Genomic DNA, 24,040 nt, shown 5'->3' with positions numbered 1-24,040 from the left:
CTGATGACAGACCAAGCACATCAAGGAGATTTAGAAATAAATCCATCGCCATTAAAAGCTTTTCTCAATGAGTTGCATTCCCAGTACAAGTCAGTCCGGGAGGGTGCAGTAACGAAATATATTCCAGAACTGGCAAAGGCAAACCCGGATTTGTTCAGCATTTGCATTGTGACAGTAGATGGTCAGGTTTACAAAGTTGGCGACTACGATCACCTCTTTACAATTCAGTCAATTTCCAAGGTGTTTGCTTATGGACTTGCTTTAGAAGATCATGGGCTGGATTACGTTTTGACTAGAGTTGGTGTAGAACCGACGGGAGATGCATTTAACGCGATTGTTTTGGATGAGCAATCAAAGCGACCTTATAATCCAATGGTAAATGCAGGTGCCATCGCAACCACCAGCTTAATTAAAGGTTCCGGCCCCACCGAACGCCTCAACCGAATGCTGGATATGTTTCGGCGATATATTGGCCGCGATGTGTTCGTTGACATTTCAGTTTTTACCTCAGAACGCAGTACAGGGCATCGTAACCGCGCAATGGCGCATCTGATGCTCAACTTTGGCATGATTGACCGGAATATTGAAGAGTCGCTTGATCTTTATTTTCAGCAGTGTGCTGTGATGGTGAATTGCCAAGACTTAGCAGTGATGGCGGCTACCCTTGCTAACAGAGGTATTAACCCCATTAGCAAAGAACGGGCGGTGGATAAGCGTTACATCAAAGATATTTTGAGTGTGATGTATACCTGCGGAATGTACAACTTTGCTGGTGAGTGGGCTTATAAAATTGGGATTCCGGCGAAAAGTGGAATTTGTGGGGGAATTATCGCCGTTGTACCCAATAAGATGGGCATTGGAGTTTTTTCGCCCCTGCTTGATGTGCGTGGTAATAGTGTGCGGGGGGTAAAGGTGTGTGAAGAACTTTCCCAACGGTTAGGGTTACATTTATTTGACTGTTCAGGTGAAGAGGCGAAATTTGAGTAAATTAGAAGAGTTATTTGAAAGCGATAGTCGGGATTAACATTATGCATGAAGTTTCAAAGCAGACTATAGAGACAGCACAAAAACATGCTCAAAAATCAATTGAGCATAGCAAAGAGATACAAGAGTTGAGTAAAAGTTTACAAACAGATGACCAAATCGAGCCGGAACAAAAAAAACGTATGGAAGCCTATGGAGAAACCATGCACGAACACGCGCAGAAATTCCAAGAATTGGCGCACAGACTAACAGAAGATCCTTCAACAGATTTATTTTCAGAAACAGTAAAGGAGCATATAAAGGTAAATCAAGTTCATATCGAAGCAATGAAAGAATTTCAAAAGATAGAGCCGCCAGCTTTAAAATAATTCGTAATTCGTAATTCGTAATTCGTAATTCGTAATAGAGCCTCCGGCACGCTGCGCGGTTTTCATGGCCCTTTGGGCTGTACGTAAATTTTGTTTTGTGACGGGGATTTAGCGCCCTTATTGCGGTCTTGGGGTTTCCCCCGCCGCAGGATGCGCGTAAAGCCTTCGGCATAGCTTCGCTTACCGCAAAGCGTCTCCAAGAGTTGCGCACTACAGGAGCAACTTTGCATTCGCAGTCCCCGACCCAAAACTTGCGCGATTTTGAACCGGGGGATTTAAACCCACGGTACTCGGTTAAATAATTCGTAATACTTCGACTTCGCTCACTACAAGTTCGTACCTCGGCAAGGCTTGGCAACCTAATTCGTGAATTTTGTTTTGCATTAGCGAACGCGAGTGCGTCTCTTAAAGAGGGGGGCAGGGGGGAGAACCCCATACATATTTAGGGCTGCTGAAAACTTGGACGCATTATAACTCGAAAGCACTTTCGGCTCGAAATAAATACTTTTGCTTTTGGGCATAAATAAATTTAGGGCTGCTAAAACCCTTTTTGTAGGGTAATTCCAGTATCTTTCTCCCCTGCCCCCTGCCCCCTGCCCCCTCCCTCTTCGATCAAAATTCTTCTGCTTGGGGAAGCGGGAATATTTCACCTGATAAGTAAGCTTGAAAGTGCTTTTGGAAGTACAACCATGAAGTCATATCTTCCCCATCTATGAATGCTTTTGGGGCTTTTTTATATAGAGGAATACGGTTATTAATTTCGTCTTGCAGCAGTGGGGACAGTTCTGTTAAACCATTGATTTTGCTACCAACAGCACTGTAGATCAGTTGACCGGGGCGATCGCCCATTTTCATCCAGGGAAGCCATTGACCAATCCGATCCCAACTCAGTTTGAGTTGAGAAACTGACGAGAGGGCTGTGTTGAATAAATCTGCGGTTGGCACTGTTAATTTAAACAATTCTGCTGCCTGATAAATTGGATTTGGGCTGTATTCGGCAAATTTGCGATCGTCTGCTAGGGGATTAGGGTAATAGGGAAATATATCAAAAACAAAGGTTGTACTGTCACCATCTACTTGGGCGGGAAAATTCCCCTTAAACTTCCCCTGCACTGGATTATTCGCAACGTGGATCACCGGAACTGTTTCGCCTGTCCAAGGATTCTCCCATTTGGCTAAGACTTCATCTGTTTGTGGATTGAGGTAATAAGTTAATTCCCTGGAAGTAAAATCCCAGCTACCCTCTGCTGTGGGAATACATCTGCTAACACTCAATCCCAGCATCTTAAACAGGAGTTGTCTTTTCTCACCGGGGATAAAGGCGTAAATTTTACCTTTCCACATTAAAAAAGTGGATTCGCTAGGGTCGAGGGAAGAACGAGTTTTAACCCAGTGCTGCGCTTCAAGTTCTTGGATTTGTGCAACCATCTAAAGTATCCGTTCATAATTTACTAACGTTTGCTTTCAAACTGAAATCTTCTTGCTTCACTCTGGTAGTGTCGGCACTCACCAGTCCACAAGCTGACACGGCGTGACTCGCCGCGTTTTTGAGATTAATCGATGCGTTTAAATCTCTGTCACATTCAAAATTGCAATGCTCACAGTTGAACACGCGTTCTTTGAGTGATAAAGATTCTTTCTTGACTCCACAGTTAGAGCAAGTTTTGCTGCTGGGATACCATCTATCAACTATCACCAACTCACTGCCGTAGAGTTTAGTTTTGTACCCTAGCTGGCGGCGAAACTCATAAAAACCCATATCGGCAATAGCTTTGGACAGCTTTCTATTCGCCATCATCCCAGACACATTTAGATCCTCAATCACTACCACGCCGTGGTTTTTGGCTAGATAGGTGGTGAGTTTGTGTAATGAATATGCACGGATGTTGGCAATGCGTTGATGTAGCCTAGCAACCTTGGCTTGTACTTTCTTCCAGTTAGCGGAACCTAATCGCTTATGGCGGCTTAACCATTGAATCCTAGATAGTTTTGCCTCTAGTTTGCGGTATGATTTCGCTCCCTCAAACACTTCCCCAGTTGATAGGGTAGCAAGAGATTTAACGCCTAAATCAACGCCGACAACATCAACTACTTTTTGTGCATTGGTTGGCTCGATTTCAATCCGAAACGAGATATACCAACGGTCAGCAGTGCGACTAATAGTCGCAAACTTGGGATGGATTTAGGGTAAGCTCTCGTATGTTTTAAGTACGCCCAACTTGGGAAGTTGAATTTTGTGAGTGCCGCGAATCTTAATTGTTCCGTCTAACTCAAATGAATCCCCCATCCCCTTTTTCTTGAATCTTGGGACACCAGACACCTTCTTGAAGCACCTATCCCAAGCCATCCGCAGGTTACGCAGCGCATATTGTGGAGCGCACTTTGATATTTCGTAGTACCAAGGGTATTCAGGCTTTACTAATGCCACCAACCACTTATGCAAGTCAATCGCTGAGGGAAACTTAATATGAGCCTCTGGATTCGACAAGTTATGTAAGAGTATCTGCTTAGTTAAACCTAACCCCCAGTTCCACGCATGACGCGCTACACCAGAGTGTTTCAACAACTCTGTGCGCTGTTTGTTGTTAACCTTGAGTTCCGTCTTAAATGCTATTAACATATATACATTGTACAGCATATTAGCAGACAATGAAAGACGAAAGAAAGGTGACAATAAGGATTCCGCAGCAAGAGTTAGATTTGTTAGAAGCATACTGTGAGCAAGTCTCAAGGACTAAATCGGATGTGTTGCGCGATTTTATTCGTAGCCTGTCAAAGAAAGTGAGTAAAAATGAGTAATTGTTAGCTTATCAAGTGCTGTTAGTTAACCTTTGTATTTGGATAACAAAAGAATAAGCTAATCAGCATTCAAGTTGCATTTTTGTCATTTGTCATTGGTCATTTGTTGGAAGAATACGTACCCTCTCTAACCTAACTGCATAAAGTTTTTTTTCTTGGTATGAAACTACCCTGCTGCCCACTCAGCCCTAGCCTCTGCCTCCTTATTTATCATTAGACAGAATTCGTTCTGGTCAAAAATCCGCCTTCAGGTGCTAGCAAAAGCTCTAGTAGACCAACCATTATGCTATCTGGCGTGTTTGTAAATAATGTGCAATCAATGACATTTGCGATCGCCACCGAAAAGGGCGGATATGCCATCGCGCCACAAGACACAACAAACTGAACTGCAACTGATGGGAGGATACTGCGTGAGAATTGGTGCTAACTACTTGGGTAACGGAGAGTGTGAATTTACAGTTTGGTCTCCACTATTAGATAGCGTCACGGTACAGATTTTGACGCCAGAACAGCAGTTAATTCCGCTGAAACCTCAGTCTGAGGGATACTGGCACACGAAAGTCAGCGATGTGTATCCGGGTACGCTTTATCGGTATGTCTTAAATGGGCAAGATACCTTTGCCGATCCCGCGTCGCAGTATCAACCGGAAGGGGTGCATGGGCCGTCTGAAATTGTCGATCAACAGTTTGAGTGGACTGATGAAGGGTGGGCTGGGATTCCTGTGGAGTCGATGATTTTTTATGAAGTTCACGTTGGGACTTTCACGCCTGAAGGAACTTTCACCGCGATTATTCCCCGTTTACCTGATTTAAAAGAACTGGGAATTAACGCCATTGAAATCATGCCCATTTCCCAGTTTCCGGGAGATACCCATATTGAAGCTTCTCTTGCATACCGCAACTGGGGTTATGACGGCGTTTACCCTTATGCTGTGCAAAATTCTTATGGTAGCCCAGCCGAACTGAAGCAACTGGTAAATGCTTGTCACCAACACGGAATTGCCGTAGTGCTGGATGTGGTGTATAACCACTTTGGCCCAGAAGGCAACTATATGAGTCAGTTCGCGCCTTATTTTACTAAAACCTATAAAACGCCTTGGGGTGAAGCGCTGAATTTCGACGATGCCCATAGTCAGGGTGTGCGAAATTATTTTATCCAAAATGCGCTTTATTGGTTGCGCGATTTCCACATAGATGCTTTACGCTTGGATGCTATTCAAGCAATTTATGACTTGGGGGCGAAGCATTTTCTGTGGGAACTAGCGGAAGCAGTTCATCATTTTTCACAACAAGGGCAAAAATGGAAACGCCATCTAATTGCCGAAAGTGACCTGAATAATCCGCAAATAATTCGTCCAGTAGAATTGGGCGGATATGGTCTTGATGCCCAGTGGAGTGATGATTTTCACCATTCATTACACGCACTGTTGACAGGCGATCGCCAAGGATATTATCAAGATTTTGGGCAAACTGCTCAGTTGGCAAAAGCTTATGAAGATACTTTTGTCTACGATTGGAAGTACGCACCACACCGTAAACGATATCATGGCGTATCTTGCCGCGATCGCCCGCTATCACAGTTTACAATCTGTATTCAGAATCACGATCAAATCGGCAATCAAATGAAAGGAGAACGCCTCAGCCAGCGAGTCTCTTTTGAGGGATTAAAATTAGCTGCTGGTGCTGTGCTACTATCGCCAAATTTACCTCTGTTGTTTATGGGAGAGGAATATGGCGAAACAGCACCCTTCATTTATTTTGTCAGTCACTCCGATCCAGATTTAATTCAATTAGTTCGAGCCGGACGTAAACAAGAGTTTGAAGCATTTCACTTTGCAGATGATCCCCCAGATCCGGAATCGTCAGAAACTTTCCTAAAGTCTAAACTCAACTGGGAATTACGTAATAACGGTAAGCACAAAGTTCTCTGGGATTGGTATCGTCAGTTAATTAATTTACGCAAGACGCATCCAGCACTTTTGAATCAAGACCGCAACTCTATCAAAGCGACTAACGATGAAGACAAGCAGTTGGTGATTGTGCGGCGTTGGAGCGAATCAAGTGAACTAATATTTGTGATGAACTTCAATTCGTCTTCAGTGAAAGTGGCTCTGCCGTTTGAGCAAAATGCTAATAAATTGTTAGACTCTGCTGATACCTCATGGTCTGGGCATGGTTCTGAAGCTCCCGAACATCTATCTGTAGGCCAAGAAGTAAAATTGCAAGCTACTAGTTTAGTACTTTATGAAAAAGGATGAGGGGGAGAGTTAGGGAACTGTAACAAATAAATTATCCAATCTTGTGGGGTATTTTATTACTTGGAAGTCCCTTAGAACTAAAAGTTTCAGCCTTATAACCTCAATGTTCGGGTTCAAAGGCTTAACGTTTGAGCTAAAAGGCTTAATGTTTGAGTTAAAAGGCTTAATGTTTGAGTTAAAAGGCTTAATGTTTGAGTTAAAAGGCTTAACGTTCGAGTTAAAAGGCTTAATGTTTGAGCTAAGAGATTGGGGAGCATCTCGTCAGGTGCAAAAACCTTGATAGCCCTCATCCCCTAACCCCTTCTCCCAAAGATGGGAGAAGGGGAACTAGAATTATGTCTCTCCTCTCCCATATTTGGGATTCGGAAAACTAGAATCATGTCTCCCCTCTCCCAAATTTGGGAGAGGGGCTGGGGGTGAGGGAAAAGACTTAAGCACTCATTAGGATGCTCCCAAGAGGTTGTTTAAAAGTAGTTGACTGTGATTTTAGGTACTTTTTGATCCCCCCTAACCCCCGTTAAAAAGCACACAAGTCAAATTACCCCCCTTAATCTCCCCGATCGGGGGGAAACAATAAATCTAATTCCCTCACCTTTATATCGGAGAGGGTTAGGGTGCGGTAAAACCTTGGTTAATCAGCTATTTCAGACTTGTGTACACCACCGTAGCCTTAAAAACGGGGAAGAATCAAAGTCCCCCAATTTATCCAGAAATTTAGGAGGATCTAAAATGTTTTGCTACCGTGAAGAAGACTTTTCAAACATCCTCTAAAAGGCTCAACGTTCAAACTCAACCTCCCTCATCTCCCTTCCTTTCCACACCCAACTAAAAAAACTATGCGAATTCCCACCGCAACTTACCGAATTCAGTTTACACCTCAGTTTGGCTTTGACAACGCCAAAGCGATCGCAGCTTATCTAGCAGATTTAGGTATTTCTGATTTATATGCTTCCCCGATTTTCAAAGCAAGATCCGGGAGTACCCACGGCTACGATATAGTAGATGCCACTCAACTTAACCCAGAACTGGGAACTAATGAATCTTTTGATGAATTAGTTGCTGAAGTTCAATCGCTTGGTATGGGCTGGTTACAAGATATTGTGCCAAACCACATGGCTTATAGCAGCGAAAACGATTATTTGATGGACGTATTGGAACACGGCCCAGATTCCAGCTATACCGACTACTTCGATCTTTCTTGGAATGCTCCGTTTGGCGATCGCCAAGAACGAATTCTCGCGCCGTTACTGGGAGATTTCTATGGTACATCGCTGGAAAATGGACACATTCAACTGCAATACGAACAAAACGGTTTAACCGTCAACTATTACAGCTTGAAACTACCACTCCGGTTAGAATCTTACACAAAATTTATCACCCATAATCTGGGTAAGCTCACCCGGACACTGGGACGCAATCATCCCGATTTTATTAAACTATTGGGGATTCTCTACATTCTCAAAAATGTCCCCTCAGAAGTTGCAGGAAAACAGCGACAAGACCAAATCGCATTTATTAAAGGATTGGTTTGGGAACTGTATAATACAAACGATTCCATCCGCGAGTTCATTGACGAAAATCTTCAAACATTCAACGGAGAACCCGGTAATTCAGAAAGCTTTAACCTCCTAGATGAATTACTAAATGACCAGTTTTACCGCCTCGCCTTCTGGAAAGTTGGCGCGGAGGAAATGAATTACCGTCGTTTCTTTACTGTGAACGAACTAATTTCTGTTAAAGTTGAAGAACTGCGGGTTTTTAATAATACCCATAGCTTCATTCAAAAGCTGGTTGAAGAAGGCAAATTTACTGGTTTACGGATTGACCATATTGATGGGCTTTATAACCCAATCCAGTATCTGGAAAGGCTGCGAGAAAAGACGGGAGATGTTTATATCACCGTCGAGAAGATTTTAGAACTCACCGAAGACTTGCCGGAAAACTGGGCAATTGAAGGAACGTCTGGATATGACTTTCTCAACTATGTAAATGGTGTATTTTGTCAAGTTGAAAATGAATCATCCTTCGATAAAATTTACCAAAACTTTATCAGTTCTAGAGTAGATTATGCCTCGGTAGTGAAGGATAAAAAGCACCTAATTTTGGAAAAGAATTTAGCAGGTGATATTGACAATCTGGCACTTTTGTTAAAGAATGTATCCAGCAAATATCGCTATGGCAATGATTTTACACTGAATGGATTAAAAAGAGCGATCGCGGAAGTTTTGACACTGTTCCCGATTTACCGTACCTACATTACAGCCGATGGAATTGGAGAGAGCGATCGCGCTACCATTCAGAAAGTAATCGATCAAGCCAAAAAACAAGCGCCCCTGTTGCAGAACGAACTGACCTTTATTGAGAAGTTAATGCTGCTAGAGTTTGATAATTCTCTGACTCAAACAGAACGCGAACAGTGGATATATTTTGTCTTGCGAATGCAGCAATACAGTGGGCCGTTAATGGCCAAAGGCGTAGAAGACACCACATTATATGTTTACAATCGGTTGCTGTCGCTGAATGAAGTCGGGGGAAATCCTGGACATTTTGGCATCGACTTAAGCAAATTTCATGCCTTTAACAAACAGCACCAAGAAACCTGGCCTCACACAATGAACACCACAGCTACCCACGACACGAAACGCGGCGAAGATGTGCGGGCTAGATTGAATGTGCTTTCAGAAATTCCCGAAGAATGGGATCAGCAGGTAAATACCTGGAGTGCCATGAATCGAGGACATCGTAGCCATCGCCAGGGGTTCGCTATGCCCGATCGCAACGACGAGTATTTTCTCTATCAAACCTTGGTAGGGGCGTTTCCTTTTGCAGAACACGAACATGCATCCTTCGTGGAACGGGTGAAAGACTATATAATTAAGGCAATTCGAGAAGCGAAAGTGCATACTGCATGGTTGCGTCCTGATAGCGAGTATGAAGAAGCTTGTACCTCCTTTATTGAAAAGGTACTCGATCCTTCCCTCTCCGGGGAATTTCTAGAAGCCTTTCGTCCCTTTCAAGGGCGAATTGCAGAGTATGGTATCTTCAATTCCCTTTCCCAAACTCTGCTGAAGATTACCGCCCCCGGCGTACCTGATTTATACCAAGGAACAGAACTTTGGGAACTAAGCTTAGTCGATCCAGATAACCGCCGCCCGGTAGATTTTGAACAGCGACGCACTTACTTAAGCGCTATCCGCGAACAAGTAAAAACCGACATTCTAGGTTTGATTCAAGAATTGCTGAGTGATAAAACCGACGGTAGAATCAAACTGTTTTTAACCGCTCAATTACTCCAAGCCAGAACAAACTATGTCTTATTATTCCAGGATGGCGACTATCTGCCCTTAGAAGTTCAGGGAACCCACGCCAATCACATAATCGCCTTTGCGCGACGGGAAGGGAATCAAACAGCGATTGCGATCGCCCCTCGCTTCTTAACAAACCTGATCCAGCCAGGAGACAACCCCTTGGGAGAGTCAGTATGGCAAGATACGCACCTACAATTACCCCCTGGAACTCCCTCCACCTGGAAAAACGTCATTACTCAACAACCCTTACAAACCACACAAACCCTATCTATCGGATCAGCCCTCGCCGATTTCCCAGTCGCTTTGTTAGTAAGTAGTGCCGAGTAAAAATATAAATCCCTCTTACGCAGAGAAAACCCCTAAAACCTCTGCGTACCTCTGCGATTCCCTTTGCGTTCCTCTGCGTTAAAAAATTCTTCCATTCTCCTCACACCCCGTCAAATTAAATTATGACCATACCAGCACTCACCACCACGCAGATTGACACCGTGCGGGCCCATATCAAAAAAACCTGGAAAACCTTAACGCGATCGCACGAACATTTATTACAATCTGCCAAAGATACCAAACTCGACCACAAAACCGACACTCCCTGGATCGTCTACATTTCCCCCTTAGAAGATTGTCCCAACATTCAGACAGTATTAGAGCGATCGCTATCCCCAAAGGATATGCAAAGAATTCAAATTCGCACTTTACCCTCAGAAGTCGAAGCAATTAAAGAGCATGGCTTACTGTACCTACCAGGGCCTTATGTCGTACCAGGCGGCCGCTTTAATGAAATGTATGGCTGGGACAGCTACTTTATATTACTGGGACTTCTGCACGATGAAGAATGGGAGCTAGCACAAAGTCAGGTAGATCAATTATTATACCAGGTGAAGCATTACGGCACTATCCTCAATGCTAACCGGACTTATATGCTGTCGCGATCGCAGCCGCCAGTCCTCAGCATGATGGTTTTGGCACTATTCCAACACACCCAGGATGAAGAGTGGTTGAGGACAACCATACCACTTTTAGAACAATTTTACTATTACTGGGTAGTACCGCCCCATTTGAATTCCGGAACCGGCTTATCCAGATTTTATGCTTTTGGGGAAGGCCCCGCGCCAGAAGTTGTGTTCTCAGAGCGCGATGACGAGGGAAAAAGCCACTACGATCGCGTCAAGGAATATTACCAAAGCTATGAGGTTGAAGATTATGATGTCAATCTTTACTACAATCGGGAAAATGACCAATTAACCAACCTATTTTATAAGGGCGATCGCACCATGCGCGAGTCCGGTTTTGATATCACCAACCGATTTGGCCCCTTCAGTGCTGATATCCTCCACTACGCTCCTGTGTGCCTTAACAGTTTGCTGTATCAGGTAGAACAAGACTTGGCGCAAATTAACAATATTTTGGGGAACGAACAACTAGAAAAACAATGGCGCGATCGTGCAGATATCCGCCGCGATCGCATCGATCAATTTCTTTGGGATGAAGAACGAGGACTTTATTTCGACTATCACTTCCAGAGTGGAAACCGCCGCTACGAATTTTCTACCACATTTTATCCCCTATGGCTAGGAATTTCTTCTCAAGCCCAAGCCCAGCGCGTTGTAGAAAATCTCTCTTTGTTTGAAGCCCCAGGCGGAATTTTTACCAGTACTCATATCACCGGTAACCAGTGGGATGCTCCCTTTGGTTGGGCACCATTGACGTTGATTGCTGTCTTGGGACTTCACCGTTATGGGTTTCATACCGAAGGCGATCGCATTGCCAACAAATTTTTAGTTATGGTAATTAAAGAATTCGAGCGTCACAATACCTTAGTTGAAAAATATGATGTTGAACGCTGTTCTGCGAACGTTTCCGACGATATTTCCTTTGGATATAGTTCTAACGAAGTTGGTTTTGGCTGGACAAATGGAGTCATCCTGGAACTCTTAGGAGGCGGTGGGAAAAAAGTTTAAATAAATTGGCGTGAGTTTATTCCTCACGCCTTTACCTTATTTATTACACTTGACTCTATATTGATTATGTATACTTGAATGAAATTTGAATGGGACAAAAATAAAAACCAACAAAATATCCAGAAACATGGCATTAGTTTTGAAGAAGCTACAGAAATATTTGACGGTGTTGTTTTCACCTCAATTGATGAACGGTATGACTATGAAGAAATTCGAGAAATTAGTATTGGCTCAATCCAAGGTGTTGTAATTATTACTGTTGCCCATACAGACAGAAACGGCAAAATTCGATTAATCTCTGCCCGAAAAGCTACCCCTAAAGAAAGGAGAACCTACTATGAGTATCTCGCCCAATCGACTTAAAGAACTCCAAAATATCCCTGATACAGCGATTGATACTTCAGATATTCCTGAATTAGATCAGCAATTCTGGGAAACGGCCAAAATGGTAAAACCTGTTAGCCAAGAAGCCACATTAATTCAACTAGATCAAGATATTCTCGATTGGTTTAAAAGCAAAGGAAAAGGCTACGAATCTCTAATTAACTCCGCTCTCCGCTCTTATATTGAGCATAATTCATCGCTATAACGCCTTACCTTACTGGCTCGTACTTTGAGGAATAATCACAATGGTTCAATCAGCCTCAAAAATTATAACCGTTGATGAATTTATTAACAACTACAGTGAGTGCGATCGCTATGAATTAATTGATGGTGAATTAATTGAGATGGAACCAACCGGGCCACACGAGCAAGTATCAGCATTGATTGGGCAAAAACTGAATGTAGAAATTGATCGTCAGGATCTAAGCTATTTTATTCCTCATCGCTGTCTCATCAAACTATTAGGAATAGAAACAGCTTTTCGTCCCGATGTGATTGTGTTAGATCAAACTCAATTAATTAATGAACCATTATGGCAAAAACAACCCATAATTACATTAGGAAACTCAATCAAATTGATTGCTGAAGTTGTTAGCACAAACTGGCAAAACGATTACGCCCGCAAAGCTGAAGATTACGCCTTGTTAGGAGTTCCTGAATATTGGATTGTTGATTATCTGGGTATTGGTGGCAGAGAATATATTGGCAAACCCAAACAGCCAACGGTGACAATTTGTAGTTTAATAGAAGATGAGTATCAAAAACAGTTGTTTCAAAACAACGATCAACTTATTTCCTCAATCTTTCCCAACTTGCAACTAACGGCACAACAAGTTTTTACGGCTGGGCAATCTGTCATTGAGTGAAAACTGGGAAACAAAAAATCCAATTCCCTCCCCTTATAAAGGGGAGGGTTAGGGTGGGGTAAAACTTGTTGGACAAAGATTTCGGTTTCAGTATCCTTATGATTATTCCAGGTGAATTCCTATATTCAGCAACTAATCATTATCATCTTTATTCTTATCATAAGGCTCACCTGTAAATGGTTGTACGCCTGTAGCAGGATAAGCGTCATCACTCGGCCCAAAAATCCGCATTGCAGCTTCAGAAATATACTGGGTTATGTTCGCAATGATTCGGGAAATAGCCATAATATTTGACTCCTGATTTTCGAGTCGCTTTAATTGTGCTACCTCTACTCTAATTCTGATATTCTTGACTGGCTCTAATTCTCAATATATTGAGATTATATGCAATGTTTATTCAGATAACTTCGCAATACTTGAGCTTGTCAAAAACTCAAACTTTTCCCTTTGATTCTAATTGTAACATAGTTGTTTCTCCAACCGCAGTTGGGACGAAGCAAAACAAAGGATATTGTTTCCCTTCACCAGCCGCTTTATTTTTTGATTAACATTATTGCTAGCTATTACTATTAAAAAATATTAAGTATTCTATGAAGTTAGTATTAATTTACCGATGAATCTACTGTTATACGGCAATCTCAGAAAATATACTTGCCGATAGTTGACATTATTTATGGTAAATATTACCATAAATAAAAGAAGCATCTTGTAAGGAAGCTCTTGCATGACAACTTTGGACTATGTATATAAACAGCAAAGCCAGCAGAACCAGGAACTAAACCTATCTGCGGATGACTACAGCTTACTGACCGACCTTTACCAGTTAACAATGGCAGCTTGTTACACAGGCGTTGGTATAGAACAACGACGGGCAAGCTTTGAGTTGACTGTTAGGCGATTGCCAGAGGGTTTTGGTTATTTAATTGCAATGGGGCTAACGCAGGCATTGGAATATTTAGCCAAATTCCGCTTTAGTTCGGCGCAAATTGCGGCATTACAGGCGACGGGAATTTTTGCTCAAGCAAGCGATCGCTTTTGGTCACTTTTAGCTGAGGGAAAGTTTACGGGTGATGTTTGGGCAGTACCAGAAGGGACGGCTGTGTTTGCCAATCAGCCACTCTTGCGGGTGGAAGCACCACTTTGGCAAGCGCAACTAGTAGAAACTTACCTGCTGAATACGATTAATTACCAAACTTTGATTGCCACAAAAGCAGCCCGGTTAAGGGATATAGCGGGTGAATCAGCAACACTTTTAGAATTTGGCACAAGACGAGCATTTAGTCCCCAAGGGTCTTTGTGGGCGGCGCGGGCGGCGTTAGCAGGTGGTTTAGATTCCACCTCTAATGTGTTAGCAGCGCTACAACTAGGACAAAAGCCAAGTGGTACGATGGCACACGCCCTGGTGATGGCCTTGTCAGCAATAGAAGGCACTGAAGAACAAGCTTTTAGTGCATTTCATCGATATTTCCCAGGTGCGCCGTTGCTCATTGATACTTACGATACCATTGCTGCTGCCGGGCGCTTGGCGGAAAAAGTAAATTCTGGGGAAATGCAATTAACAGGAGTGAGATTAGACTCAGGAGATTTAGTTACCTTATCAAAACAGGTGCGATCGCTCCTTCCCGGTGTGCCAATTTTTGTTAGTGGCGACTTGGATGAGTGGGAAATTGCCAAATTAAAAGCTGCTGGGGCCGAAATTGATGGTTACGGACTGGGAACGCGACTAGTTACAGGTTCGCCTGTAAATGGAGTTTATAAACTTGTAGACATTGATGGTATCCCAGTAATGAAGCAGTCTAGTGGTAAAGTTACTTATCCAGGACGCAAGCAGATTTTTCGCTCGTTTACCGGAGGGAAGGTAAAAGCAGACAGGTTGGGACTTTTAGATGAAAGTTCTGTGGATGAAGAACCTTTGTTGCAGTTGGTAATGCAACAAGGTGAACGGATACAGCCGCTGGAGTCGTTAGCAACAATTCGTCAGCGTACCGCCGCCTCAGTTGCCAGTTTGCCACAACAGACACGCCTTTTGGATCATCCTGTGCCTGTAGAAGTGCAAATTTCTCAGGGGTTACTGATGTTGACGGAGGAGACTAAGAAACGAACCGCAGAGGCACAGAAAATACAGAGGTAAAATTACTCTTTCAGTATGTCTTAATTACGAATTACGAATTACGAATTACGAATTATTATGAGAGTTGCTTTGTTTGGAACTAGTGCCGATCCACCAACTGCTGGACATCAAGAAATTCTAAGTTGGTTGTCTGAGCGTTATGATTGGGTAGCGGTTTGGGCGGCAGATAATCCATTTAAGTCTCATCAAACCCCCTTAGAACATCGGGCGGCAATGCTGCAACTGTTGATTGCGAATATAGACGCGCCACGGCACAATATTGCTTTGGAACAAGAATTGAGTAGCTTCAGAACACTGGAGACAGTAGAAAAAGCAAAGCTTACTTGGGGTGAAGATGCGGAATTGACGTTGATTATTGGTTCAGATTTATTGAGTCAGCTACCACGTTGGTATCGCATTGAAGATTTGTTACAGGAAGTGCAACTACTGATTGTACCGCGACCGGGATATGCAATAGATGAATCTAGTTCAGAGGTAGTGCAGAAGCTGGGAGGCAAGATTGCGATCGCTAGTCTGACCGGTCTAGATGTTTCCTCAACAGCATACCGCGAACATGGAGATTCTCAAGCCCTCACAGCCCCTGTAGTTGCCTATATTAATCGAGAGCATTTGTACGAATGCCAGGACGTTCACAAAAAAAGATACCAACTCCGTTAAACCAACAACCTTTGGCCGATTTCAAGGTTGGTGTTGATAATGTAATTTTTTCTGTAGATACTGTACAAAATCGGCTGTTAGTTCTACTAGTAATGCGACAGCAAGAACCATTTTTAAATCATTGGAGTCTTCCCGGTACTTTGGTACGTCCTGGAGAGTCTTTAGAAGATGCTGCCTATCGCATTATGGCAGAGAAAATTAAGGTCAACAATCTCTATTTAGAACAACTGTATACATTTGGCGGGCCGAATCGCGATCCACGGGAAGCAATTGATAGTTATGGTGTGCGTTATCTATCTGTTAGTTACTTTGCTCTAGTGCGATTTGAAGAAGCCGAATTAATTGCCGATCGCATGACTGGCATAGCTTGGTATCCAGTTAAAGAAGTGCCGCAATTAGCTTTTGACCATAAGGAAATTTTGGCTTATGGACATAGGCGGTTGCGTAATAAATTAGAGTATAGCCCGGTGGCTTTTGAAGTCTTGCCAGAAATGTTCACCTTGAATGATTTATATCAGTTATACGCCACAGTTTTAGGTGACAATTTTTCCGATTATTCTAATTTTAGAGCGCGTCTACTCAAGTTAGGTTTTTTATGCGATACCGGAATTAAGGTATCACGAGGTGCTGGTCGTCCAGCTAGTTTGTATAAGTTTGACGCTGAAGCTTTTGCTCCCTTAAAAGATAAGCCTTTGGTATTTATTTAACAAATTGTTACGCAGAGTCCAGAGTAAGTTATTTGAGCATTTACCAATGACAAATGACAAATGACAAATGACAAATGACAAATAATATGAAAATTGCGATCGCTCAAATTAATCCGACAATTGGTGATTTGCTTTTAAATGCCCAAAAAATCCTAGAGGCGGGACAACAAGCAGCATCTAGCGGTGCGCGTTTGTTGCTAACACCAGAACTTTCTTTGTGTGGCTATCCACCCAGAGATTTATTACTAAATCCTAGTTTTGTGGAAGCGATGGGTATGACTTTACAAAAGTTAGCCCAGAATTTACCGCCAAATTTAGCCGTATTGGTAGGAACTGTTGAACAGAACCTGGAAGCGTCTATTACTGGCGGGAAAAGTTTATTTAACAGTATGGCTTTGTTAGAAAATGGCAAGGTCAAGCAAGTTTTTCACAAACGACTTTTGCCTACTTACGATGTATTTGACGAACGTCGCTATTTTGAACCAGGTTTACAAGCTAATTATTTCACTTTAGATGATATCCATATTGGCGTAACTATTTGCGAAGATTTATGGAACGATGAAGACTTTTGGGGCAAACGTAGTTATACAGTAAATCCGCTTGCTGACTTAGCAATTTTGGGTGTAGATTTAATTGTAAATTTGTCTGCTTCCCCCTACACTGCCGGTAAGCAGCTGTTTCGTGAAACAATGCTCAGGCATAGTGCAGTACGTTTTCAACAACCGATGATTTATGCTAATCAGGTTGGCGGAAATGATGACCTAATTTTTGATGGACGGAGTTTTGCCTTGAATCGTCAAGGTGAAGTTATCTGTCGTACCTGTGGCTTTGATACCGATTTAGTAGTAGTTGAATTTGACGAAGTGCAACGGGATTTTCAGTTAGGTTCTATAGCACCTGTCTATGAATCGGAAGATGAAGAAATTTGGCAAGCTTTGGTTTTGGGAGTGCGAGATTATGCTCGTAAGTGTCGCTTTTGTAAAGTAGTTTTGGGTTTAAGTGGCGGGATTGACTCTGCAATAGTAGCTGCGATCGCAACTGCTGCACTTGGTAAAGAAAATGTCCTTGGTGTTCTCATGCCTTCCCCTTACAGTTCCGAGCATTCTATCAGTGATGCTGTGGCATTAGCCGAAAATTTGGGGATTAAGACTCATCTTTTACCAATTGGCGAGTTAATGCAAGGCTTCGATCAAACATTAGGTGATTTGTTTGCAGGTACAGAGTTTGGATTGGCAGAAGAGAATATCCAATCTCGGATTCGCGGTAATTTATTAATGGCGATCGCTAACAAATTTGGCTATCTGCTTTTATCTACCGGTAACAAATCAGAAATGGCTGTCGGTTACTGTACCCTCTACGGCGATATGAATGGCGGATTGGCTGTAATTGCAGATGTTCCTAAAACCCGCATTTATTCACTTTGCCAATGGTTAAATCGCAATCATGAAATCATCCCGCAAAATGTCTTGACTAAACCACCCAGCGCCGAACTCAAACCAGGTCAAGTTGATCAAGATTCTTTACCGCCCTACGAAATTTTGGACGATATTTTGCAACGCCTGATTCACAATCACCAATCAGCAGCGCAAATTGTTGCAGCCGGTCACGATCCGGTAATTGTAGACAGAGTAATCCAAATGGTAGCGCGGGCTGAATTTAAACGGCGACAAGCACCCCCCGGTTTAAAAATCACCGATCGCGCCTTTGGAACTGGTTGGCGAATGCCAATTGCTAGTAACTGGGTTGGTGTCAAAAACGCTTACCAGACTAATAGTAAAAGTTTCGGCTTGACTCACCCGCCTGGAACTAAAGTTCAAGGCTAATAGCTAAAGTCTACTGAAGTAGACTAGAAATTTTTTCATTTATTCATAAAAAGATGATTTTTGCTATTAAACCTTATCTAAGTTGAGCAAGCCAGTAAAATCCTTGATTTTCCGTAGGGGCAATTCATGAATTGCCCTTACATTTGGTACCTGATGCGTAAGTCCTAAAGAAAAAACAAAAACGAACCGCAAAGAAAGAAAGAAAGAAAGAAAGAAAGAAAGAAAGAAAGAAAGAAAGAAAGAAGTTAAAAGGGTTTAGCGCAGCCTCACAAAAAAATGGTATAAGACAGCAAGTTTGTCTAACTTTGTTCTTGTGGTTGTCCTATTTGTGCCGTCAATTTTTCTTTATCTTGCCTGCGTTTTTTGGCGTAAAGTTGAATAGTGACTGCCATCAAAATAATCATGGCGAAAATAGCCCAGGCAGCGATATCTGTAGGTAGATTATTCTTAAACACAGCCAGCAAAACGATCGCTACTAACATAACTGTGGGTGCTTCGTTTAAAGCACGTAATTGCTGACCATTCCAGCCACATTCATCTACTGCTAATTTTTTCATCAACCGAGCGCAGTAATGATGATAGCCAATTAAAATGGCAACAAACAGCAGTTTTATATGCAACCAACCCTCTTTTAAAACGTCCGGTTCAGTGGTTAATAAACCAATCGCCATTGCGATCGTCACAAACATTCCTGGGTTAGTGATGATATAGTAGAGACGCTTTTCCATAATTTGATACTGATTTTTCAGTATCGTCCGTGCTGGTTCAGGTTCAAGGTTCGCTTCAACATGATAGATAAAAAGACGAACGAAATAGAACAAACCAGCGAACCAAACTACAAATCCGACAATATGAAAGGCTTTAAACCATGAATAAGCCATGAATTCTAATCTCCTTTACTTGGGAAGCATCCCAATGAGTGCTTAAATCTTTTCCCTCACCCCCAGCCCCTCTCCCTTCAGGTGGGAGAGGGGAGACATAATTCTAGTTACCCCTCTCCCAAATGATGGAATTCGGGGTTAGGGGATGAGGGCAAACACAAAGTTTTTGCACCTGAGGGGATGCTCCCTTTACTTGTGGCTGCGATCCATTTTAATGCTAATAAAAAGTTCACAAATCCAGGCAGGAATAACATTATAATGGCAAAAATCCCGAATTAATTTATTTACCACAGATAAAATATCGGTGTTTATCAGTGGTTTCATTTTTATAATATCGATTTTTGCCAAAAGTATATTATCAATGAGCATCTTTACGACGCACAAAGGGTAAAAGGTCTTCTAAAATCGCTTCATGATAGTGTTCTTGAGGATAATGTCCGACGTTATTAAGTTTTATTAATTCGGTATTGGGTACGGAATTAGCAAAATTTTCGGCAATGTCTACGGGTAGCCAAGGGTCAATTATACCCCATTGAATCAGAATTGGCTGTTGCCATTCTTTAAAGCCAGATTCGATTTCTTTCATTGCTGAATCAAGCTGTAAATTGCGAATACTTGATAAGAGACTCCGCCCAGATGAAGAACTTTTTAAAAATGGTTTTCGATAAACATCTAATTCCTTATCTCCGATGCGATAACGGCTTCCACCTTCTAGCGTCCGGTCAACCAAAAGCGGGTCTTGGGTCATGACTTCACCGATTAAAGGTAAACCCATTTGTTTAATTTTCCAGGGTAATCTAGCAGCAGTTGAAATTGGTGTATTTAAAATAGCTAAATTGGCAATTTGTTCTGGATGACGCAAAGCATATTGTAGTCCTACAGAACCTAAAAAACCTTGGACAACTAAAGAAAAATATTCAAGTTCTAGCGCTTTAACAAATCCTTCTAAAGCTGTGATAAAAGCATCGGGAGTGTAAGCAAAATCTCGTTTTTCTGGTTTTAAAGAATTGCCGTAACCAATCCAATCTGGTGCGATCGCTCTTGTCCCCTGACTCGCCAACGCAGGTATAATATTACGCCAACTGTAACTTTGTGAAACTAAGCCATGTAGCAACAATACAGGCGCTAAGTCACTTCTGCCGATTGGTAAAGATTCCCGATAAAACCATTCCAGTGAATCTACATTAATTTTATGTTCTGTTATTGACACGCTATTTTCCTATATTGGGCATTTGTCATTTGTCATTGGTTATCCTTCCCCACTCCTTGAGGAATAATCATCTCACGAATCGCATAAGCTGTAGCGGGCGCTAGTAAAACACCGTTGCGATAGTGTCCGGTAGCTAGGAGAACATTACTAAACCCTGGTAACTTACCAATAACTGGGGCTGGACGACCTTCAGGACGGGGACGTAAACCCGACCAAGTGCGGAGAATCGTTGCTGTGGCTAATTCTGGGCAAAATGCGATCGCTTGTTTTCTAACAGATTCCAGCAGTTCTTGATTTGGCGGTATCTCATCGCTATTGCTGGGAAATTCCACTGTTGCGCCTACCCAATAATCTCCACCGCCTACAGGAACAATATGTACATCGTTACCCGTTATCGCTGGCTGGAAGTCGGGATTGCCTAATGAATGCCCTACGCGCATTTGCAATGCTTGCCCAAGTACGGGGCGGATATCAATTATCTGGTTTAATTTCGCCGTCAGTGGTGTTGAACCTAGCCCTGCTGCGATTACAAACCAATCTGCGGCTATTTTTCCTTCTGTAGTTTCAAGTTGATTGCAAAATTGGGGAGAAGAATCAAATGGCGAGGTTTGGGCATCCAAAACAGCCACACTAAATTTGAAAGTTACACCGTTTTGCTGGGCAGCCTCAACTAAAGCTAATGTCAGAGCAGTTGGATCAATTTGACGATCTTGGGGAGAATAGACAGCGCCAGTAATTTTTTCGCAATCAACTTGAGGACAGATATTTTTGAGTTTAGCTGTATCCCATATTTCTAAATGCCAGCCTTGCGAGTGGCGAACTTCTATAAGTTTTTCCCATGCGGCTAAATTCTCCTCTTCCAAACCAAGACTAAGAATTCCCTGGCGGTTAAAAGGGATTTTGCGACCTGTTAAAGCTTCTAGTTCAGGAATCAAGGTTTCATAGCGTTGGATGCTAGTTTGTCGCATCTGCCAAGCTTTGCCCTTAATTTTTTGGCTGATTGCGCCCATCAAAACGCCAAGTGCAGCGCCTGTGGAAGCTTGGGCTGGTGGTTGGCGATCGCAAACCGTGATTTTCAGTCCTTTATCTAGACTGAGTTCATAGGCGATCGCAGCCCCAACCACACCACAACCGATAATAACTACATTCATGACTTGTGCTTTAAATGAGAACTTAAGAGTTAGAAGTGAGGAGCTAAAAATTTTTAACTCCAAACTCCAAACTCCAAACTCCAAACTCCAAACTCCAAACTCCAAACTCCTAACTCCAAACTCCAAACTCCAAACTCCAAACTCCAAACTCCAAACTCCAAACTCCAAACTCCAAACTCCTAACTCCTAACTCCAAACTCCAAACTCCTAACTCCTAACTCCAAACTCCAAACTCCTAACTCCTAACTCCAAACTCCAAACTCCTAACTCCTAACTCCTAACTCCTAACTCCTAACTCCTAACTTTTAACCCTCTTCTTTTTTAGGAAGCAGATTGAGGAATTTGTCAATATCTCCAAAAGCGGCTTCGGAGCTAGTCAAGGCAGGTTGAGCTTTGCTAGCACTAGTAGCTTTATCAAGTTTAACCAGGTCGTTAAACAAATCTCGCGTTATCTGACGTGCTGCGGGTTGGTCTTTGGGCAGAAGGTTGGGAGTGACATAAGTCAGGTTCAGCCTTGCTTCTGTTATCGGACCATGTATAAAGTTACGCACGTTGATCCAATCACCTCTTTGGATCAGGGTTTTCAACTCTTGTGAGCGATCGCGCACAGCCTGAATTTCAGGAACATAAGCCTGAATTCTTTCAAGTTGTGTTGCTGTATAAGTCGGAGGTGCTACCGCAACACCAGGACCGCCACAACTAATTAAGAATGTGGCCAATAATACTAGGAAAAAGGAAAAAATCGAGCGTTGACGCGCCATATATTGAACTTGATTACTGTTTTTATGCCGATTAACAGTGTCATTTTAGATCGCCAGCGTAATTTATCGTTCACTCTAGATAATTAAATCTGGAGAATCACTCAATAAGTGAATTTTTACCAGTTCTCTAAACAGTAGCCTTGCTCCTTTGGCGGCAACGCGATTCCTGACAAGCTTTACTGGACGACCGGCTGCTTTTTCACTATCTAACTGTTCACCCAAGATTTTACCAATATCATTTTTGAGGCGCGATCGCTTCGGCTCGATCCTCGTAAACACCCACTGCCATAAAGACTTACGACATAAGTCTGACCCGCCCACTACTTTAGCTTTACGGCTATCGCCAGAAGCTTCAAGGGATGGAGCAGCACCCAAAGCTTTTTGGAATCTTCTCAGTGAAAGGTGACGTTTGGTAGGCTTTTTAGAATTTCGCCCCTGGCGAATCTTTACCTCTGGTTTACCGTCTGCACCCAAGAATCCCTCAATGGGGTAAATCTGAGAGATAATCACTGACGAAAGACGATCGCCAAACCCAAACCTTCTGAAAACTGTGCGGTAATGGTCAAATCGAGGATCGGCAAGCAATTCTCGCAACTCTACCTCGATGACGTATTCTTCCCTTTGGAGATTGCAAATCCTAATCGCATGTTGGCGAACTGTTTCAGTTATGCCCAGCCCCACAGATTGTTCGTAAAGGCGGTCATAGCGGCTACTTTTCCTCTCATGAGCAAGCCAACCCCATAGTAGGGGAACTTCACCTGATTCACCCCGCCGGGATTTTACTAGTGCAATTTCTGGAAACTGCCACGCCAAATCCTGCCGCGCACGATTTACGATCGGAGATTGCACCCGGTTGAGATGTGCCAGCCGCAAAACTAGTTCGCGGATTCTGGCAATAGCGCGATCGCGGATTTGAACAAATCGACGCGGGTCTTGCTGGTAGTCGAAGTAATAACAAGCCAACGCCAGGGCATCAGCATCATCATCTTTGTCTGGTAGTGCTAAGTGATTAGCTCGATAATTCCTCAGTTCTTTATGGCCTACTAATCTCACCTCAACCCCAGCACGAGCCAAATGAGTACCCCAAAGTTTGCTGTAGTTACTGCCAGTTGGTTCAAGTAGTGCAATGTCCCCATTGAGCGCGAGTAAATCTTGAATACCTTTTACATCAGCGCTCAATTTAAAAAACGGACATTCATAATAAAATTGACGTGGATCTTCGGGCTTCTCCAAAAGCAGGCAAGCCGAAACCGAGGACTTGCTAACATCAAGTCCTAAAATTCTAATCATTCAGTTTCTCCTGGGTGGTTCTGTTTTATATCCCTGATGCCATGCCTGCGAATCACCCGAAGGCCAGTAGCCTAGTTCACTCTCAAGGCAAAACCAGAAGCGGTAACTTCTGGTGGCACAGGTTCGGGAACAGCACAGTCACAGCAGCCGAGCTTGCGAACGATAGAAAGCCATAAAAGCTTGATTCTTATCAAAAGCCCTAAGTTGCTGTGTGTATGTGCTGTACGTCTGGGTTGGACTCCAGCCCGCGACGTGAGTTTACCTCACGTTTCGGCTACGGGGTCAATAGCCCGCGCTGTTGTAGCGCGATCGCAATATCAATTGCAATTCATCAGGCGGTTAATCTATGTGCTATTTTTTACTTGTTGGAATCGATTAATCAATTGCGATCGCGTTACTCATGAACGCGATCGCTTTGAAATTTTAGTCCCATTCCTCCTGCGTGCCTTGCTGCAATATCTGCTGCAATCGCCGCTTACCCTCCTCCCAGCGACGGCCACC

At 42.9% G+C, this 24,040-nt stretch carries 22 protein-coding genes; 13 read left to right on the top strand and 9 right to left on the bottom strand.

Translation table 11 applies throughout. From position 1 onward, the window contains the following. The first annotated feature begins 3 nt into the window (after positions 1–3). Positions 4–987, top strand: coding sequence for a glutaminase A (gene glsA, locus V7K73_RS04490; RefSeq protein WP_334877521.1), 984 nt, complete (start codon positions 4–6; stop codon positions 985–987). Between the two features lie 41 nt (positions 988–1,028). Next, the gene (locus V7K73_RS04485; protein ID WP_334877519.1) at positions 1,029–1,352 is read left to right on the top strand and encodes a hypothetical protein; all 324 of its coding nucleotides are present in this window, start codon (positions 1,029–1,031) and stop codon (positions 1,350–1,352) included. Between the two features lie 612 nt (positions 1,353–1,964). Here the strand turns inward: V7K73_RS04485 and V7K73_RS04480 are convergent. From V7K73_RS04480 to V7K73_RS04470, 3 genes are read right to left on the bottom strand one after another with little or no spacing between them, the layout of a single operon-like run. Next, positions 1,965–2,780, bottom strand: coding sequence for a DUF1838 domain-containing protein (locus V7K73_RS04480; RefSeq protein ID WP_334877517.1), 816 nt, complete (start codon positions 2,778–2,780; stop codon positions 1,965–1,967). Between the two features lie 13 nt (positions 2,781–2,793). Then, positions 2,794–3,513 carry an RNA-guided endonuclease InsQ/TnpB family protein gene (locus V7K73_RS04475; RefSeq protein WP_334877541.1) on the bottom strand — a complete coding sequence of 240 codons (720 nt, stop codon included), beginning with the start codon at positions 3,511–3,513 and terminating at the stop codon, positions 2,794–2,796. Positions 3,514–3,534: 21 nt separating this feature from the next. Then, a complete protein-coding gene (locus tag V7K73_RS04470) occupies positions 3,535–4,065 on the bottom strand; it encodes an RNA-guided endonuclease InsQ/TnpB family protein (RefSeq protein ID WP_334877515.1) in 531 nt (176 codons plus the stop codon). Positions 4,066–4,561: 496 nt separating this feature from the next. On the opposite strand from V7K73_RS04470, the gene treZ reads away from it, so the two are divergent. The 6 genes from treZ to V7K73_RS04440 all read left to right on the top strand — a co-directional run bounded on the left by treZ (position 4,562) and on the right by V7K73_RS04440 (position 12,928). Beyond that, positions 4,562–6,409, top strand: a complete 1,848-nt coding sequence (gene treZ / locus V7K73_RS04465; RefSeq protein WP_334877540.1) for a malto-oligosyltrehalose trehalohydrolase — start codon at positions 4,562–4,564, stop codon at positions 6,407–6,409. A gap of 836 nt (positions 6,410–7,245) precedes the next feature. Then, positions 7,246–10,044: a malto-oligosyltrehalose synthase gene (treY, locus tag V7K73_RS04460; RefSeq protein WP_334877513.1), complete on the top strand. Its 2,799-nt coding sequence runs from the start codon at positions 7,246–7,248 to the stop codon at positions 10,042–10,044. 122 nt (positions 10,045–10,166) lie between these two features. After that, positions 10,167–11,678: a trehalase family glycosidase gene (locus V7K73_RS04455; RefSeq protein ID WP_334877512.1), complete on the top strand. Its 1,512-nt coding sequence runs from the start codon at positions 10,167–10,169 to the stop codon at positions 11,676–11,678. Positions 11,679–11,756: 78 nt separating this feature from the next. After that, positions 11,757–12,041: a BrnT family toxin gene (locus tag V7K73_RS04450; protein WP_334877510.1), complete on the top strand. Its 285-nt coding sequence runs from the start codon at positions 11,757–11,759 to the stop codon at positions 12,039–12,041. Then, entirely contained in the window at positions 12,016–12,267 is a 252-nt protein-coding gene (locus V7K73_RS04445) for a BrnA antitoxin family protein (protein WP_334877508.1), read from the top strand. Before V7K73_RS04450 ends, V7K73_RS04445 begins: the two co-directional genes overlap by 26 nt. Positions 12,268–12,307: 40 nt before the next feature. Beyond that, complete coding sequence (locus V7K73_RS04440; RefSeq protein WP_334877506.1) at positions 12,308–12,928, top strand: Uma2 family endonuclease; 621 nt, start codon at positions 12,308–12,310, stop codon at positions 12,926–12,928. Between the two features lie 132 nt (positions 12,929–13,060). Here V7K73_RS04440 and V7K73_RS04435 read toward each other — a convergent pair whose 3' ends face one another. Next, entirely contained in the window at positions 13,061–13,213 is a 153-nt protein-coding gene (locus V7K73_RS04435; RefSeq protein ID WP_334877504.1) for a hypothetical protein, read from the bottom strand. Between the two features lie 439 nt (positions 13,214–13,652). On the opposite strand from V7K73_RS04435, the gene V7K73_RS04430 reads away from it, so the two are divergent. From V7K73_RS04430 to V7K73_RS04415, 4 genes are all read left to right on the top strand, one after another. Continuing rightward, positions 13,653–15,059, top strand: coding sequence for a nicotinate phosphoribosyltransferase (locus V7K73_RS04430; protein WP_334877502.1), 1,407 nt, complete (start codon positions 13,653–13,655; stop codon positions 15,057–15,059). Positions 15,060–15,116: 57 nt separating this feature from the next. Continuing rightward, positions 15,117–15,716 carry a nicotinate-nucleotide adenylyltransferase gene (locus V7K73_RS04425; protein WP_334877501.1) on the top strand — a complete coding sequence of 200 codons (600 nt, stop codon included), beginning with the start codon at positions 15,117–15,119 and terminating at the stop codon, positions 15,714–15,716. Further along, entirely contained in the window at positions 15,677–16,423 is a 747-nt protein-coding gene (locus tag V7K73_RS04420) for an NUDIX hydrolase (protein WP_334877499.1), read from the top strand. Before V7K73_RS04425 ends, V7K73_RS04420 begins: the two co-directional genes overlap by 40 nt. Before the next feature lie 86 nt (positions 16,424–16,509). Beyond that, positions 16,510–18,246 (top strand): NAD+ synthase, encoded by a 1,737-nt coding sequence (locus tag V7K73_RS04415; protein WP_334877538.1) that lies wholly within the window; start codon positions 16,510–16,512, stop codon positions 18,244–18,246. 299 nt (positions 18,247–18,545) lie between these two features. Here the strand turns inward: V7K73_RS04415 and hemJ are convergent, their stop codons facing one another. The 5 genes from hemJ to V7K73_RS04390 form a co-directional block, all read right to left on the bottom strand. Then, the gene (gene hemJ, locus V7K73_RS04410; RefSeq protein ID WP_334877497.1) at positions 18,546–19,127 is read right to left on the bottom strand and encodes a protoporphyrinogen oxidase HemJ; all 582 of its coding nucleotides are present in this window, start codon (positions 19,125–19,127) and stop codon (positions 18,546–18,548) included. Between the two features lie 358 nt (positions 19,128–19,485). Next, positions 19,486–20,337 (bottom strand): alpha/beta fold hydrolase, encoded by an 852-nt coding sequence (locus V7K73_RS04405; RefSeq protein WP_334877495.1) that lies wholly within the window; start codon positions 20,335–20,337, stop codon positions 19,486–19,488. Positions 20,338–20,369: 32 nt separating this feature from the next. Then, positions 20,370–21,488 (bottom strand): NAD(P)/FAD-dependent oxidoreductase, encoded by a 1,119-nt coding sequence (locus V7K73_RS04400; RefSeq protein WP_334877493.1) that lies wholly within the window; start codon positions 21,486–21,488, stop codon positions 20,370–20,372. Positions 21,489–21,793: 305 nt separating this feature from the next. Then, positions 21,794–22,249 carry a photosystem II protein PsbQ gene (psbQ, locus tag V7K73_RS04395; RefSeq protein WP_334877491.1) on the bottom strand — a complete coding sequence of 152 codons (456 nt, stop codon included), beginning with the start codon at positions 22,247–22,249 and terminating at the stop codon, positions 21,794–21,796. 75 nt (positions 22,250–22,324) lie between these two features. Continuing rightward, positions 22,325–23,539, bottom strand: a complete 1,215-nt coding sequence (locus tag V7K73_RS04390; protein WP_334877489.1) for an IS110 family transposase — start codon at positions 23,537–23,539, stop codon at positions 22,325–22,327. A 153-nt stretch (positions 23,540–23,692) separates the two neighbouring features. Here V7K73_RS04390 and V7K73_RS04385 point away from each other — a divergent pair. Beyond that, on the top strand, positions 23,693–24,040 hold a 348-nt coding region (locus V7K73_RS04385), incomplete at its 3' end, for a hypothetical protein (RefSeq protein ID WP_334877487.1).

It is taken from the genome of Nostoc sp., from assembly GCF_036916975.1.
GTDB lineage: Bacteria > Cyanobacteriota > Cyanobacteriia > Cyanobacteriales > Nostocaceae > Nostoc.
This window is presented reverse-complemented; position numbering and strand designations above follow the sequence as displayed.

Coding starts and splice junctions, on each gene's coding strand:
- glsA (WP_334877521.1), top strand. CDS start 4: ATGACAGACCAAGCACATCAAGGAGATTTAGAAATAAATCCATCGCCA.
- V7K73_RS04485 (WP_334877519.1), top strand. CDS start 1,029: ATGCATGAAGTTTCAAAGCAGACTATAGAGACAGCACAAAAACATGCT.
- V7K73_RS04480 (WP_334877517.1), bottom strand. CDS start 2,780: ATGGTTGCACAAATCCAAGAACTTGAAGCGCAGCACTGGGTTAAAACT.
- V7K73_RS04470 (WP_334877515.1), bottom strand. CDS start 4,065: ATGCTTCTAACAAATCTAACTCTTGCTGCGGAATCCTTATTGTCACCT.
- treY (WP_334877513.1), top strand. CDS start 7,246: ATGCGAATTCCCACCGCAACTTACCGAATTCAGTTTACACCTCAGTTT.
- V7K73_RS04455 (WP_334877512.1), top strand. CDS start 10,167: ATGACCATACCAGCACTCACCACCACGCAGATTGACACCGTGCGGGCC.
- V7K73_RS04450 (WP_334877510.1), top strand. CDS start 11,757: ATGAAATTTGAATGGGACAAAAATAAAAACCAACAAAATATCCAGAAA.
- V7K73_RS04445 (WP_334877508.1), top strand. CDS start 12,016: ATGAGTATCTCGCCCAATCGACTTAAAGAACTCCAAAATATCCCTGAT.
- V7K73_RS04440 (WP_334877506.1), top strand. CDS start 12,308: ATGGTTCAATCAGCCTCAAAAATTATAACCGTTGATGAATTTATTAAC.
- V7K73_RS04435 (WP_334877504.1), bottom strand. CDS start 13,213: ATGGCTATTTCCCGAATCATTGCGAACATAACCCAGTATATTTCTGAA.
- V7K73_RS04430 (WP_334877502.1), top strand. CDS start 13,653: ATGACAACTTTGGACTATGTATATAAACAGCAAAGCCAGCAGAACCAG.
- V7K73_RS04425 (WP_334877501.1), top strand. CDS start 15,117: ATGAGAGTTGCTTTGTTTGGAACTAGTGCCGATCCACCAACTGCTGGA.
- V7K73_RS04420 (WP_334877499.1), top strand. CDS start 15,677: ATGCCAGGACGTTCACAAAAAAAGATACCAACTCCGTTAAACCAACAA.
- V7K73_RS04415 (WP_334877538.1), top strand. CDS start 16,510: ATGAAAATTGCGATCGCTCAAATTAATCCGACAATTGGTGATTTGCTT.
- hemJ (WP_334877497.1), bottom strand. CDS start 19,127: ATGGCTTATTCATGGTTTAAAGCCTTTCATATTGTCGGATTTGTAGTT.
- V7K73_RS04400 (WP_334877493.1), bottom strand. CDS start 21,488: ATGAATGTAGTTATTATCGGTTGTGGTGTGGTTGGGGCTGCGATCGCC.
- psbQ (WP_334877491.1), bottom strand. CDS start 22,249: ATGGCGCGTCAACGCTCGATTTTTTCCTTTTTCCTAGTATTATTGGCC.
- V7K73_RS04390 (WP_334877489.1), bottom strand. CDS start 23,539: ATGATTAGAATTTTAGGACTTGATGTTAGCAAGTCCTCGGTTTCGGCT.